Below are 13711 nucleotides of genomic sequence, written 5' to 3'. Positions count from 1 at the left end.
AGATGAAAGTCATTGATACTAAAATCCCTGATGTGAAATTATTAGAACCACAAGTGTTTGGTGATGAACGTGGTTTTTTTATGGAAACCTTCCGTGATGAATGGTTCAGAGAAAATGTGGCCGATCGCACTTTTGTACAAGAAAACCATTCAAAATCCATTAAAGGCGTATTGCGTGGTTTACATTATCAAACAGAGAATACCCAAGGCAAATTAGTCAGGGTAATTTCTGGTGCTGTATTTGATGTGGCTGTGGATATGCGAGAAAGTTCACCAACTTTTGGACAATGGGTAGGCGAAATTTTATCTGTAGAGAATAAACGTCAATTGTGGGTGCCTGAAGGTTTTGCACACGGTTTCTATGTATTAACAGATGAAGCGGAGTTTACCTATAAATGCACGGATTATTATAATCCAAAAGCAGAACATTCACTGATCTGGAATGATAACGCTGTTGGGATTGAATGGCCGCTTGAAGGTGTGCCGAATTTGTCGGCGAAAGATTTAGCGGGTAAAAAATTAATTGATGCCGTGAAATTTAAATAAATTTTAGGTTTAAAAGGATAAAAACTGGTATAGTTCGCTAACCAGTTTTTTCTTTATAAGGGGAGTTAAAAAATGGAGATTATTCTTTCTAGTCGTCCTGCAGCAGATTGCTGGGGTAAAAATGCGATCGTAAGTTTTAATGGTGAAGAAGCGATTATTCACTTAAAAAATAATGAAAAAAATGACCGCACTTTGGTGCAACGTGCCGCTCGTAAGTTGCGTGGGCAAGGTATTAAAGATGTAGAATTAGTCGGTGAAGAATGGAATTTAGACTTTTGTTGGGCGTTTTATCAGGGATTTTATACGGCAAAACAGGATTACAGCATTGAATTTCCGCATTTAGAGCATGATTTACAAGATGAATTATTGGCTCGTATTGAATGTAGCGATTTTGTTCGAGATATAATTAATGAGCCTGCACAAAGTTTAACTCCTATTAAATTAGCCGAGCGAGCTGCAGAGTTTATTAGCGTTCAAGCAGAAAACCATTCTGAGAAAAGTGAGGTTAGTTTTCAGATTATTTCCGGGAAAGAATTGGAAGCGCAAGGTTATCAGGGAATTTGGAGCGTAGGGAAAGGTTCGTCAAATTCGCCGGCAATGTTGCAGCTGGATTTTAATCCGACGGGGGATTTGAATGCACCCATATTAGCTTGCTTAGTGGGTAAGGGTATTACTTTTGATAGTGGCGGATATAGTATTAAACCAAGTGATGGTATGAGTACAATGCGTACGGATATGGGAGGTGCAGCGTTATTAACAGGGGCTTTAAGCTTGGCTATTGCTCGCGGATTAAACCAACGCGTGAAACTTTATTTATGCTGTGCTGAAAATTTAGTGAGCAGCAACGCATTTAAACTAGGCGATATTATTACCTATAAAAACGGCATTACAGCGGAGATTTTAAATACCGATGCAGAAGGCCGTTTAGTGTTGGCAGACGGCTTAATTGAAGCGGATAATCAGCATCCTGAATTTATTATTGATTGTGCGACATTAACCGGTGCTGCTAAAGTGGCGGTGGGTAATGACTACCATTCGGTACTCACAATGGATGATGAACTTGCGACAGCGCTTTTCCAATCGGCGAAGGCTGAAAATGAGCCATTTTGGCGTTTACCTTTTGAGGAATTTCATCGTTCACAAATTAGCTCTTCATTTGCGGATATTGCCAATATTGGGACGGTGCCGGTTGGTGCCGGGGCAAGTACTGCGATAGCATTTCTTTCCTATTTTGTGAAAAATTACCAACAAAATTGGTTACATATTGATTGCTCTGCCACTTATCGTAAATCCGCAAGTGATTTATGGGCGGTTGGAGCAACGGGTATTGGGGTTCAAACATTAGCGAATTTATTGTTGTCAAAATCAGAAAAGTGAGGATGAAATATGGCAGAAAGAACACTTTCAATTATTAAGCCTGATGCGGTGAGACGTCACCTTATTGGGGCAATTTTGGCGCGCTTTGAGCAAAATGGATTTAAAATTGTTGCAACCAAAATGGTACATTTAAAGAGAGAGCAGGCTGAGGGGTTCTATGCCGAACATCAAGGCAAGGCATTTTTTGAGCCATTAGTGGATTACATGATGTCTGCGCCTGTTGTGGTTTCGGTATTGGAAAAAGAAAATGCCGTAAAAAACTACCGCACTTTGATTGGGGCAACAAATCCGGAAAATGCAGAAGAAGGAACGATTCGTAAGGATTTTGCATTAAGTCAGAGTGAAAATTCTGTTCACGGCTCGGATAGCATCGAAAGTGCAAATCGTGAAATTGCCTATTTCTTTGCTGATTCGGAAATTTGTAACTATTAATAATATTATTGGAGATAAAAAAATAGCGAGTATAAAACTCGCTATTTTTTATATCTGATTTGCTTATAAACCAATCACCGCAAATAATACCCAAATGGTATAAATAGTTGCTAAACCATAGAAGATAAAGTTACCTGCCGGTACATGGATTTTAAGATCGTGCATCCCGTGGTGAATTCGGTGTAAACCACACCACATTGGGAAAATGGTTAGCACGAGAATCACAAGTTTACCGATCCAAGAATAGGCAAAAGTGACGAGGTTTACCGGGTCAATTAAACCAAAGGGAAGTAACAAACCCAAGATTAAAATCACCACAGGAAAGAAAATTGCGCTTACTGTACCACCTGCACCGAAAAGTAACCATACCGGTGGCTCGCCGGAGCGTTTTGGATTTTTATCAACCATTTTTTCTCTCCCTTAAATATAAGCTAAAACTAATGCAATCACGCTGATAAGCGCAGTCACAGCCCAAAGTGCATTTCTGATGACATGATGTGGTAAACGTTCATTTTTGACAATGATGTTCATCACTTTTGGTGTCATTAAGAAATAGGTGACGGTATGGTAAAGTGTGGCGACCAGCGTAAGGATATTTAAGATCACCACAATTGGGTTTCTTAAAAACTCAATAAAGCTAAAAATGCCGTGTCCTGGGATAGGATTACTGGCAAGACAGAGTACGCCATAAAGCAGCACAATACAGAACCACACAGCAAAGATTGAGGTAGCTTCACGCAGCATATAGGCTTTGTAGAAGTCTAATTTTTGCCACCAAGTAGCCGTCATCGGGCGAACATATTTTTTGCGTTTACTTACAGTTACTGACATTTCTTCCCCCTTAGCCTTTTGGTTTTAGCATAGAGATAACATAATCTTTGGCACTTTCTACTTTACCTTGGTTAATTGCAGAAGCCGGATCCACGTGTTTTGGACAGACTTCAGAACAATAACCCACGAAAGTACAGCTCCACACCCCGTTTTTACCGTTTAACAATGGCATACGTTGTGCTTTTCCATGGTCACGGTTATCAAGGTTATAACGATGAGCCATAGTGATCGCTGCCGGTCCTAAGAATTCAGGGTTTAAACCGAATTGTGGGCAAGCGGCATAACATAAACCACAGTTAATACACATTGAGAAAGTACGGTATTTTTCAAGTTGTGCCGGGGTTTGTTTCGTACGGCTTTTCGCAAGTTCTGCCGATGGATGTGGTTTGCCATCTAATGCCGGAGCTTCGTTGCCGATAATGTATGGTTTGATCGCTTCCAAACTTTCAATAAAGTGGCTTAAATCTACCACCAAATCACGTTCAATAGGGAAGTTTGCCAATGGTTCAATACGCATATGACCGCTGTAATCACGCAAGAAAGTTTTACAGGCCAGTTTTGGCTTATTGTTAACCATCATTCCACAAGAACCACAGATTGCCATACGACAAGACCAACGGTAGGAAAGGGAAGGTTCAAGTTTATCTTTAATATAACCTAACGCATCAAGTAAAGAGGTTTGGTTGTCATAAGGCACTTGGTAAGTGCTTAAATGTGGTTCTTGATCGCTTTCAGGGTTGTAGCGTAAAACTTCCACATTCATTACTGGTGAATTAGCCATTTGCTTGCTCCTTAGCTTTCGCAGCAGCTTCGGCAGCTTCTGCTTCCGCACCATAAACACGTTTTGCAGGTTGGGATTTAGTGATTTTCACCGGGCTGTATTCAATGCGCGGTGCACCATTCTCATTGTAGAAAGCAAGGGTGTGTTTTAAATAATTGACATCATCACGTTCAGTGTAATCTAAGCGTTGATGCGCCCCACGAGATTCTTTACGTTCGATAGCTGAGTTAGCGATAGATTGTGCTACATCAAGGATGTAACCTAATTCAACGGTGTAAAGCACATCGGTGTTAAATACACTTGAATTATCTGCAACACGGATACGTTTATAACGCTCTTTTAATTCTGCAATTTTATCAACCGCTCTTTGCATACTCGCTTGGTCACGGTAAATACCACAACCCTCTTCCATCACGGTACCCATTTCATCACGGATTTCAGACCAAGATTCGTCACCTTCTTGCTTATGAAGGGCTTCTAAACGTGCGACAACGTCTTTAGCTTGAGCATCAACCGCACTTTGATTTGCCGGTTGGGCTTCAACGGCACGTTGTGCCGCATATTCACCGGCGACGCGACCAAGTACAACAAGTTCTGCCAATGAGTTAGAACCTAAGCGGTTTGCGCCGTGTAACCCGGAAGAAGCACATTCGCCCACAGCAAATAGGCCTTTAATACGGGTTTCACTATTGAAATCAACTTCAATACCGCCCATAGTATAGTGAACAACAGGGCGTACCGGAATTGGTTCATTGACCGGATTTACGCCTTCATAGGCACTGGATAATTCACAAATAAACGGAAGGCGTTCGTGTAAGTATTTTTCACCGAGATGGCGTAAATCTAAATGCACAACATCTACACCTTTAGCCGTTTTTAAAGTATTCCCTTTTTTCCATTCTTGCCAGAAAGCCTGGGAAACTTTATCGCGAGGCCCTAGTTCCATATATTTATTTTCAGGTTTGCCGATTGGTGTTTCAGGACCTAGTCCATAATCTTGAAGGTAACGATAGCCATCTTTATTAACTAAAATACCGCCTTCACCACGACAACCTTCAGTCATCAAAATACCGGTATTTGGTAAGCCGGTTGGATGATATTGTACAAATTCCATATCACGTAGCGGTACACCATGACGATATGCCATGGATAAACCGTCACCGGTTACAATGCCGCCGTTTGTGTTGAATTTAAATGCACGACAACCACCGCCGGTTGCGATCACCACCGCATTGGCATTAATTTGAACCAACGTACCTTCCATCATATTCATTGCGACCATACCACGTGCGTGACCATCATCGACTAAAATGTCTAACACGAAGTGCTCGTCAAAGCGTTGAATTTGAGGGAATTGTGTTGAGGTTTGGAAAAGTGTATGTAATAAATGGAAACCGGTTTTATCCGCGGCAAACCAAGTTCGCTCGATTTTCATTCCACCGAAACGACGTACATTCACGTCACCATCAGCTTTACGACTCCAAGGGCAGCCCCAACGTTCTAACTGGGTCATTTCTACCGGAGAATGTTCTACAAAATACTCTACAACATCTTGTTCGCACAACCAGTCGCCGCCGGCAACAGTATCGTGAAAGTGTTTATCATAGGAATCTTCTTCTTTAATAACTGCTGCTGCGCCACCTTCTGCCGCAACCGTATGGCTACGCATTGGATAAACTTTTGAAACCAATGCGATTTTTAAATTAGGATTTGCTTCTGCTGCTGCAATTGCCGCACGTAATCCGCCGCCGCCAGCACCAACAATTGCAATATCGACATTAACTGTTTGCACGATATCCTCCAATCATGTAGTAAAGTATAAATAAAAATTCCCTTAAAGGGTGAGCAGAGGCATTGTGCCATTTTTTTTACAAATTAATAACTTTTTTTAGGCGGAATTCCGGAGAAATTGCGAATTTTGTGATCTACCTCAAAAAAGTTAATTTATCTAAGTAAATCAAATGAGAAAACTTTTTATTTGGTATGCTTTTTAACGATGACGGGAGGGAAAGTTGAGTTATCAAATAGCCTCGTTTACAATGCTCGGATTAATTATGATTTCATTAAGAAAACAACAGAAAAAATGACCGCACTTACTCCGAAAACTGTGTCGTGGCAACCTTCTGCCTCCATTAAAAATTTACTTGCCAGAGCAAAAATTATTGCTGAAATCCGCCGTTTTTTTACCGATCGTGGTTTACTTGAAGTTGAAACCCCGGTGCTGAGTGAATTTGGTGTGACGGATCTTCACCTTTCTACGTTTAGCACGGAATTTATTGCCCCGCTTAATGAACAGTCGAAAACATTATGGCTTTCAACCAGTCCTGAGTATCATATGAAGCGGCTATTGGCTGCGGGTAGCGGGCCTATCTTTCAAATTAGCAAAGTATTTCGCAATGAGGAGGCTGGTAATCGTCACAATCCCGAGTTTACTATGTTGGAATGGTATCGACCGCACTTTGATATGTACCGTTTGATTAATGAAGTAGATGATTTACTCCAACAGATTCTTGATTGTAAGCCGGCAGAAAGTATGAGTTACCAGTTTGTTTTCCAAGAATATGTAGGGCTTGATCCGCTTTCTGCAAGCCGTAAAGAATTGGTAGAGGCGGCGCATCAACATCATTTTATGGCAGAAGAGGATGAGGATCGCGATACGTTATTGCAGTTTTTATTTAGCGCAGTAGTTGAGCCAAAAATTGGGCAAGATGCTCCGGTAGCGATTTACCATTTTCCTTCCTCACAAGCCGCACTAGCCCAATTAAGCCCGGAAGATCAGCGTGTAGCAGAACGTTTTGAGTTTTATTATAAAGGATTAGAACTCGCCAATGGCTTTCATGAATTAACTGATGCTGGCGAGCAACGTCGCCGTTTTGAGCAAGATAATCGTCAGCGTGAAAAAATGGGTTTGCCGGAACGGGCAATAGATGAGCGTCTCCTCAGTGCATTGCAAGCAGGGATCCCAAATACATCAGGTGTTGCCTTAGGTGTAGATCGTTTAATTATGATTGCCTTAAATACTCTCAGTATTAAAGATGTGCTCTCTTTCTCTATTGATAACTCTTAAGTAGTAGCAAGTGCGGTTAAAATATTGATTGCTTTTTGACCGCACTTTAATCTAAACCAAATTTTGTTCATTTAATCTCTGAAAAACTGTTATCTAGATCACATTTCTAAAAATATTCCTTTGAATTTCATTTTCTTAAAGCATATTATGCGCGCCAGATTTTCAGGTGCTTACCTGAATAATTGACAGTAAATTAATTTCTTTTTTAATTTTTGAAGGTCTTTATTATGAAAAATTCAAAATGGAATAAATTTGATGCATCGTGGATGTTAAATTTATTTGGTACGGCAGTGGGTGCCGGTGTTTTGTTCCTACCGATTAATGCAGGTATGGGTGGTTTCTGGCCGTTAGTCATTATGGCAATTTTAGTCGGACCAATGACTTATTTTGCACATCGTGGTTTAGCATATTTTGTTCTTTCTTCCAAAAATCCGGGCAGTGATATCACTGAAGTAGTGGAAGAGCATTTTGGTAAAACTGCGGGCAAATTGATTACTTTATTGTACTTTTTTGCAATTTTTCCAATCTTGTTGATCTATGGCAACGGTATTACTAATACCGTAGATTCTTTTATTGTTAATCAACTTGGCATGGCATCACCTAATCGTGCGTTACTTTCTTTTATTTTAATTGCTGTACTAATTTCAGTGATGCTATTCAATGAAAAAGTGATGTTAAAAATTACGGAATGGCTTGTATATCCGTTGGTACTTATTTTATTTGCATTATCAATTTATTTAATTCCGGAATGGAACAGTTCTATGTTACAGGAATTTCCAACTGCAAGTGGTTTTCTTACTACATTATGGGTGACGATTCCGGTTTTAGTGTTCTCTTTCAATCATTCTCCGGCAATTTCTTCTTTTACTTGCTCACAATACCGTGAATATAAAGAATTTGATCTTACCGAACGCCATATTGAGCGTACTGAAAAAGGCACATCAACGATTTTACTTTTCTTTGTCATGTTCTTTGTATTCAGCTGTGTATTAACTTTAACACCGGAAGAATTATTGGCAGCAAAAGAACAAAATATTAGTATCTTGTCTTTCCTCGCGAACAAATTCGATAATCCTTATATCTCCTACTTTGGACCATTAGTTGCATTTTTAGCAATTACCAGTTCTTTCTTTGGTCATTACATGGGGGCTCGTGAAGGCTTAGAAGGATTGTACTTAAAAATGAAAGGTGAGTCGGTTAACCGTAAAAAATTAAATTATGCAACCGCACTTTTCTTCTTAGTTACTCTGTGGGGTGTTGCAATTATCAATCCAAGTATTCTTGGCTTAATTGAATCTCTTGGTGGTCCAATTATTGCGATGATTCTGTTTATTATGCCAATGTATGCTATTCGTAAAGTACCGGCAATGAAACGTTATCAAGGTCGCTTTAGTAATGTATTTGTAACCATAATGGGATTAATAGCTATCTCTGCGGTCGTATATGGATTATTATAGGCAGCTTAGAATTTTAGTTTAGCTTATCTTAATTAACGAGAAATATATGATTAGCGTATTTGATATGTTTAAAGTGGGAATTGGGCCGTCCAGTTCCCACACTGTTGGCCCAATGAAAGCGGGTAAACAATTTGTTGATGATCTTATTAAGCTTGGTCAGTTTGAAAATACAACCGAAATCCATGTAGATGTCTATGGTTCCCTTTCTATGACAGGGCGTGGTCATAATACGGATATTGCGATCATCATGGGGCTTGCCGGCTATTTACCGCATGATGTAGATATTGATCTCATTCCCGGTTTTATCGAAAAAGTGAAAGAAACGGCACAGTTACCGATCGCTCAAGGCGAGAAAACGGTGAAGTTTGATTTTGATAATAACCTCATTTTTCACAGTACTTTTTTGAAATTACATGAAAATGGTATGACGATCGCTGCATTAGATGCAGATCGTAAAGAACTTTACCGTCAAACTTATTACTCGATCGGTGGTGGTTTTATCGTAGATGAAGCGCATTTCGGTCAGGAAGAAGAAAGCCCGGTTAGCGTGCCTTATCCTTATAAAAATGCAGAAGATATTTTAAAACATTGCAGCGAAAACGGCTTAATGTTCTCCACGGTGATGCTTGAAAATGAAATTGCATTACATGGAAAAGAAGCGGTAAGTGCACATTTAGACAATGTGTGGAAAACCATGCAGGCTTGTATTGATCACGGGCTACATACTGAAGGCATTTTGCCGGGGCCGTTGCGTGTGCCTCGCCGTGCCGCATCCTTATATCGAATGTTAGAAGCCAATACGAATTTATCCAATGACCCGATGCGTGTTATTGACTGGGTGAATATGTTTGCCCTTGCTGTGAATGAAGAAAATGCAGCAGGAGGACGGGTTGTCACTGCCCCGACAAATGGTGCTTGTGGTATTATTCCGGCGGTGCTTTCTTACTATGATAAATTTATCTCACCTTTAACACCTGAGACGGTTGAACGTTATTTGTTAGCGGCGGGAATGATCGGTTCGCTTTATAAAATGAATGCCTCGATTTCCGGTGCTGAAGTGGGGTGTCAAGGGGAAGTCGGTGTGGCTTGCTCTATGGCGGCGGCAGGCTTGGCTGAGATTCTTGGGGCAAATCCAATGCAAGTATGTATTGCGGCGGAAATTGCTATGGAACATAATCTTGGCTTAACTTGTGATCCTGTTGGCGGACAAGTTCAGGTGCCTTGTATTGAACGTAATGCGATTGCCTCGGTGAAAGCGATTAATGCGGCCCGTATGGCATTGCGCCGTACCACCAATCCTCGAGTTACGCTCGATAAAGTGATTGAAACCATGTACGAAACAGGTAAAGATATGAATGCAAAATACCGTGAAACTTCGCAAGGCGGGTTGGCGGTAAAAATTGTTTGTACCTAATAAACTATCATGGGATGCGAAAGCATCCCTATTTTTTACCGCACTTTTTACTATTCTCCTCTATTTCTCCTATTTTTCACTTTTTTCTTGAACGCAAACGTTTGCTTTGCTAGAATTTCGCGATTTTTTATCAACACACGAGAAAAAAGGAAGCAACTATGGCGTTTAATCTTAAAAACAGACATTTACTAAGTTTAGTGAATCATACTGAGCGTGAAATCCGATTCTTATTGGACTTAGCGAGAGATTTAAAAAGAGCAAAATATGCGGGAACCGAACAACCTCGTTTAACCGGTAAAAATATTGCACTTATTTTTGAGAAAACGTCAACTCGCACGAGATGTGCTTTTGAAGTGGCTGCTTACGATCAAGGTGCACACGTAACTTATATTGATCCGAATTCTTCACAAATTGGGCATAAAGAATCAATGAAAGATACCGCGCGAGTACTAGGTAGAATGTATGATGCCATCGAATATCGTGGGTTTAAACAATCTACCGTAAATGAACTTGCACAATATTCAGGTGTGCCGGTATTTAATGGTTTAACCGATGAATTTCATCCTACCCAAATGTTTGCTGATGTTCTAACAATGATTGAAAATTGTGAGAAACCACTGAGCCAAATTAGCTATGTGTACATTGGCGATGCGCGTAATAACATGGGGAATTCTTTATTGTTAATTGGTGCAAAATTAGGTATGGATGTACGCATTTGTGCACCGAAAGGCTTATTACCGGAAGATTCACTTGTGAAAATGTGTCAAGAATTTGCCGCACAATCCGGCGCACGTATCACTGTTACCGACGATATTGATCTCGCGGTCAAAGGGGTAGATTTTGTGCATACGGATGTATGGGTTTCTATGGGTGAACCACTTGAGGCTTGGGCGGAGCGAATCGATATGTTAATGCCTTACCAAGTCACACCGGAATTAATGAAACGCACGGGTAATCCAAGAGTCAAGTTTATGCATTGTTTACCGGCATTCCATAATAGTGAAACCAAAATGGGGAAAGAAATTGCAGAAAAATATCCTCAGTTGGCAAATGGTATTGAGGTGACAGAAGACGTATTTGAGTCACCGGCAAATGTGGCATTTGAGCAAGCCGAAAATCGAATGCACACAATTAAAGCTGTGATGGTGGCAAGTTTGGCATAGTAAATTATAGATAGCATCGTAAATATTAATTAACGATGCTATTTTTTTATCAATTAAAAGGAAAGTAAAATGAAAATTGTCGTTGCATTAGGCGGAAACGCCTTATTAAAAAGAGGGGAGCCGATGACGGCTCAAAATCAGTCTGCCAATATTCGTATTGCGGCAGAACAATTGGCAAAAATTAAACAAGAAAATGAATTGGTGATTTCCCATGGCAATGGGCCACAGGTCGGACTGTTAGCATTGCAACATGCCGCCTATCATGCACAAGATTCAAAAATTGAGCCTTATCCGCTCGATGTACTGGTTTCGCAAACCGTGGGAATGATCGGTTATATGTTGCAACAAGAATTAACCAATCTGTTGCCACAAACCCCAACGATTACGGTATTAAACCAGGTGATTGTAGATCCAAAAGATCCGGCGTTTGAAAAGCCAAGCAAACCCATTGGGCAAGTTTATTCCAAAGAAGAGGCGGAAAAGCTGGCGGCAGAAAAAGGCTGGGCAGTGATGGCAGATGGGCAATATTATCGCCGTGCCGTACCAAGCCCTTTACCAAAATCCGTGACAGGAATTGACTCGGTGAAAGCTTTATTAGCCAATCATAACATTGTCATTTGTGGCGGCGGTGGCGGCATACCAAGCTATTATAATGAGAAAGGGGAACTACAAGGCGTTGAAGCTGTGGTGGATAAAGATTTATGTACAGCCGTGATTTCTCAAGAATTAGAGGCGGATTTATTTATAATCGCCACCGACGTTCCCGCAGCCTGTGTGAATTTCAACCAACCGGATCAAAAACAAATAACCAAAGCCAATCCACAGGCTCTAGAAACTCTTGCTTCAGAGTTTGCGCCGGGTTCTATGGGACCAAAAGTGAAAGCGGTGATCAATTTCGTAAAAGCCACCGGTAAAGAGGCGGTTATTGGATCGTTAAATGACATTGAACGCATTGTCAAAGGCGAAGCCGGCACAAGAGTCACCAATAGCATTGAAGGCATTGAGTTTTACTAAACAGTAAAGGGGATGAAAACATCCCCATTTTTGACCGCACTTTATTTGCCCTTCACATCAATAATCACCACTTCCGATTGTGTTCCCAAGCGCATTGGGATTCCCCAGAATCCGTAGCCTGATGTCACCATAAAGTACGGGTTGCCAATTTTTTCTAAGCCATAATCAATGGGGTAGGTGAGGGCGGTGATGAGATTCGCCGGAAAAATTTGCCCTTTGTGAGTGTGGCCGGAAACCTGTAAATCAAAAGGCAAGGTGGAATGGATTTCCACTTCGGAAGGGCGGTGATCGAGGACAATAATCGGTAAATCCGGTTTAGCTTGTTTTAACAACATTTCCGTAGTTGGACGGTGTTTTTCGAGATCGTCATTTCGACCGATTAACACGAGTTCGTCATCAATGGTTGCCACTTGATCTTTTAATAGAATGATGCCCGCTTGGCGGATTTCTTCGGTAATTTCCTCTTGGTGTCCAAAAAAATCGTGGTTGCCTAGGGTGACATAAACCCCCAATGGCGCACTCAGTTTTTCTAAATGTGGACGCATATTTTCCGCTAAATAGGCGGTCACATTATCGTCCATAATATCGCCGGGGAGCAGGATTAAATCGACTTTTTGTTCATCCATGATTTGTGCCAGTTTATCGAGGGCTTTCCCGCCAAATAATGTGCCTAGGTGTAAATCGCTTGCCACACCAATTCTCAGCGGTTTCATGGGCTTATCCAATGTGATTTCATAATGTACAAGACGTGGGACATAGGCGTTATAAAGGCTTAATCCGAGTAATCCAGCCAAGGCGAAAGGATAGGCGAGGCGTAAAGTGCGGTTGATTTTTGCGATGATTTTGGTTTTTTTAAAGAGAAAATGAATAATTGCTATGCCAAGGCTGATGAAGGCGGAAAAGAGTAATAAGGCGAGCATAAAGGCGATAAAACGTGCCGTCATAAAAAGTTGCAGGATTTGCCCAATCAAGACAGCATTGGGTATGCCAAAAGTGATGAGGGCGAGATATTTTTTGCCTTTTGGCGAGAGTTTTCCATCAAAAAGCCAATGCAATGTGCGGTTAAAAATCGTGATAAATAATTGTAAGCTGATAATCGCTATGGCAAAAATAATGTAGTAACGGAATTCCATAAAGTTCGCTGCTTTCCTCAAAATTCTAAAAAGCCGAATAATAAATTTCTCTGTTTGCAAAGGCAAATTTTTTCGCTAGAATGCCCCTAATTTTTTGACTTAAAAGGATAACATTATGTTTGGAAAAGGCGGTTTGGGCGGCTTGATGAAACAAGCACAACAAATGCAAGAAAAAATGCAGAAAATGCAGGAAGAAATTGCACAACTTGAAGTAACCGGTGAGTCAGGCGCAGGACTCGTGAAAATCACCCTTAACGGTGCACACAATTGCCGCCGTATTGATATCGATCCTTCTTTAATGGAAGACGATAAAGAAATGTTGGAAGATTTAATTGCCGCAGCATTCAACGATGCGGTACGTCGTGCCGAAGAGTTGCAAAAAGAAAAAATGGCATCGGTTACTGCAGGTATGCCGTTACCGCCGGGAATGAAGTTTCCTTTTTAATTGTTTGGTGCGTGAAGAAGTATTCACGCACGATTTCCTATTGTCCTTTCAT

At 40.9% G+C, this 13711-nt stretch carries 14 protein-coding genes; 9 read left to right on the top strand and 5 right to left on the bottom strand.

All coding sequences use genetic code 11. From position 1 onward, the window contains the following. The first annotated feature begins 2 nt into the window (after positions 1–2). From rfbC to ndk, 3 genes are all read left to right on the top strand, one after another. Entirely contained in the window at positions 3–545 is a 543-nt protein-coding gene (gene rfbC / locus BKG94_RS01650) for a dTDP-4-dehydrorhamnose 3,5-epimerase (protein ID WP_077433588.1), read from the top strand. 72 nt (positions 546–617) lie between these two features. Beyond that, the gene (gene pepB, locus BKG94_RS01645) at positions 618–1922 is read left to right on the top strand and encodes an aminopeptidase PepB (RefSeq protein WP_077433586.1); all 1305 of its coding nucleotides are present in this window, start codon (positions 618–620) and stop codon (positions 1920–1922) included. A gap of 9 nt (positions 1923–1931) precedes the next feature. After that, the gene (gene ndk / locus BKG94_RS01640; protein ID WP_077433584.1) at positions 1932–2354 is read left to right on the top strand and encodes a nucleoside-diphosphate kinase; all 423 of its coding nucleotides are present in this window, start codon (positions 1932–1934) and stop codon (positions 2352–2354) included. Positions 2355–2417: 63 nt separating this feature from the next. Here ndk and frdD read toward each other — a convergent pair whose 3' ends face one another. Genes frdD through frdA form a run of 4 tightly spaced genes read right to left on the bottom strand, consistent with a single transcriptional unit; the run spans position 2418 to position 5758 of the window. Next, a complete protein-coding gene (frdD, locus tag BKG94_RS01635; RefSeq protein ID WP_077433582.1) occupies positions 2418–2762 on the bottom strand; it encodes a fumarate reductase subunit FrdD in 345 nt (114 codons plus the stop codon). Positions 2763–2774: 12 nt separating this feature from the next. After that, the gene (gene frdC, locus BKG94_RS01630; protein WP_077433580.1) at positions 2775–3185 is read right to left on the bottom strand and encodes a fumarate reductase subunit FrdC; all 411 of its coding nucleotides are present in this window, start codon (positions 3183–3185) and stop codon (positions 2775–2777) included. A 10-nt stretch (positions 3186–3195) separates the two neighbouring features. Beyond that, complete coding sequence (locus BKG94_RS01625) at positions 3196–3966, bottom strand: succinate dehydrogenase/fumarate reductase iron-sulfur subunit (RefSeq protein ID WP_077433578.1); 771 nt, start codon at positions 3964–3966, stop codon at positions 3196–3198. Continuing rightward, positions 3959–5758: a fumarate reductase (quinol) flavoprotein subunit gene (frdA, locus tag BKG94_RS01620; protein ID WP_077433576.1), complete on the bottom strand. Its 1800-nt coding sequence runs from the start codon at positions 5756–5758 to the stop codon at positions 3959–3961. Before frdA ends, BKG94_RS01625 begins: the two co-directional genes overlap by 8 nt. A gap of 291 nt (positions 5759–6049) precedes the next feature. Here frdA and epmA point away from each other — a divergent pair, with 291 nt between their 5' ends. From epmA to arcC, 5 genes are all read left to right on the top strand, one after another. Continuing rightward, positions 6050–7033: an elongation factor P--(R)-beta-lysine ligase gene (gene epmA / locus BKG94_RS01615; protein WP_077434096.1), complete on the top strand. Its 984-nt coding sequence runs from the start codon at positions 6050–6052 to the stop codon at positions 7031–7033. A gap of 227 nt (positions 7034–7260) precedes the next feature. Next, on the top strand, positions 7261–8490 hold the full coding sequence (locus tag BKG94_RS01610) for an HAAAP family serine/threonine permease (protein ID WP_077433574.1): 1230 nt from the start codon (positions 7261–7263) through the stop codon (positions 8488–8490). A gap of 46 nt (positions 8491–8536) precedes the next feature. Further along, positions 8537–9904, top strand: a complete 1368-nt coding sequence (locus BKG94_RS01605; RefSeq protein ID WP_077433572.1) for an L-serine ammonia-lyase — start codon at positions 8537–8539, stop codon at positions 9902–9904. 158 nt (positions 9905–10062) lie between these two features. Then, a complete protein-coding gene (locus tag BKG94_RS01600) occupies positions 10063–11067 on the top strand; it encodes an ornithine carbamoyltransferase (RefSeq protein WP_077433570.1) in 1005 nt (334 codons plus the stop codon). 69 nt (positions 11068–11136) lie between these two features. Next, positions 11137–12081: a carbamate kinase gene (arcC, locus tag BKG94_RS01595; RefSeq protein WP_077433568.1), complete on the top strand. Its 945-nt coding sequence runs from the start codon at positions 11137–11139 to the stop codon at positions 12079–12081. Positions 12082–12122: 41 nt separating this feature from the next. Here arcC and BKG94_RS01590 read toward each other — a convergent pair whose 3' ends face one another. Continuing rightward, the gene (locus BKG94_RS01590; protein WP_077433566.1) at positions 12123–13214 is read right to left on the bottom strand and encodes a metallophosphoesterase; all 1092 of its coding nucleotides are present in this window, start codon (positions 13212–13214) and stop codon (positions 12123–12125) included. 115 nt (positions 13215–13329) lie between these two features. Here BKG94_RS01590 and BKG94_RS01585 point away from each other — a divergent pair, with 115 nt between their 5' ends. After that, positions 13330–13659, top strand: coding sequence for a YbaB/EbfC family nucleoid-associated protein (locus BKG94_RS01585; RefSeq protein WP_077433564.1), 330 nt, complete (start codon positions 13330–13332; stop codon positions 13657–13659). Positions 13660–13711: the final 52 nt, after the last annotated feature.

Origin of the sequence: Rodentibacter ratti (assembly GCF_002000485.1) — a bacterium.
Classification (GTDB): Bacteria; Pseudomonadota; Gammaproteobacteria; order Enterobacterales; family Pasteurellaceae; genus Rodentibacter; species Rodentibacter ratti.
This window is presented reverse-complemented; position numbering and strand designations above follow the sequence as displayed.

Coding starts and splice junctions, on each gene's coding strand:
- ndk (WP_077433584.1), top strand. CDS start 1,932: ATGGCAGAAAGAACACTTTCAATTATTAAGCCTGATGCGGTGAGACGT.
- epmA (WP_077434096.1), top strand. CDS start 6,050: ATGACCGCACTTACTCCGAAAACTGTGTCGTGGCAACCTTCTGCCTCC.
- BKG94_RS01610 (WP_077433574.1), top strand. CDS start 7,261: ATGAAAAATTCAAAATGGAATAAATTTGATGCATCGTGGATGTTAAAT.
- rfbC (WP_077433588.1), top strand. CDS start 3: ATGAAAGTCATTGATACTAAAATCCCTGATGTGAAATTATTAGAACCA.
- pepB (WP_077433586.1), top strand. CDS start 618: ATGGAGATTATTCTTTCTAGTCGTCCTGCAGCAGATTGCTGGGGTAAA.
- BKG94_RS01585 (WP_077433564.1), top strand. CDS start 13,330: ATGTTTGGAAAAGGCGGTTTGGGCGGCTTGATGAAACAAGCACAACAA.
- BKG94_RS01625 (WP_077433578.1), bottom strand. CDS start 3,966: ATGGCTAATTCACCAGTAATGAATGTGGAAGTTTTACGCTACAACCCT.
- arcC (WP_077433568.1), top strand. CDS start 11,137: ATGAAAATTGTCGTTGCATTAGGCGGAAACGCCTTATTAAAAAGAGGG.
- BKG94_RS01605 (WP_077433572.1), top strand. CDS start 8,537: ATGATTAGCGTATTTGATATGTTTAAAGTGGGAATTGGGCCGTCCAGT.
- BKG94_RS01600 (WP_077433570.1), top strand. CDS start 10,063: ATGGCGTTTAATCTTAAAAACAGACATTTACTAAGTTTAGTGAATCAT.
- frdD (WP_077433582.1), bottom strand. CDS start 2,762: ATGGTTGATAAAAATCCAAAACGCTCCGGCGAGCCACCGGTATGGTTA.
- BKG94_RS01590 (WP_077433566.1), bottom strand. CDS start 13,214: ATGGAATTCCGTTACTACATTATTTTTGCCATAGCGATTATCAGCTTA.
- frdC (WP_077433580.1), bottom strand. CDS start 3,185: ATGTCAGTAACTGTAAGTAAACGCAAAAAATATGTTCGCCCGATGACG.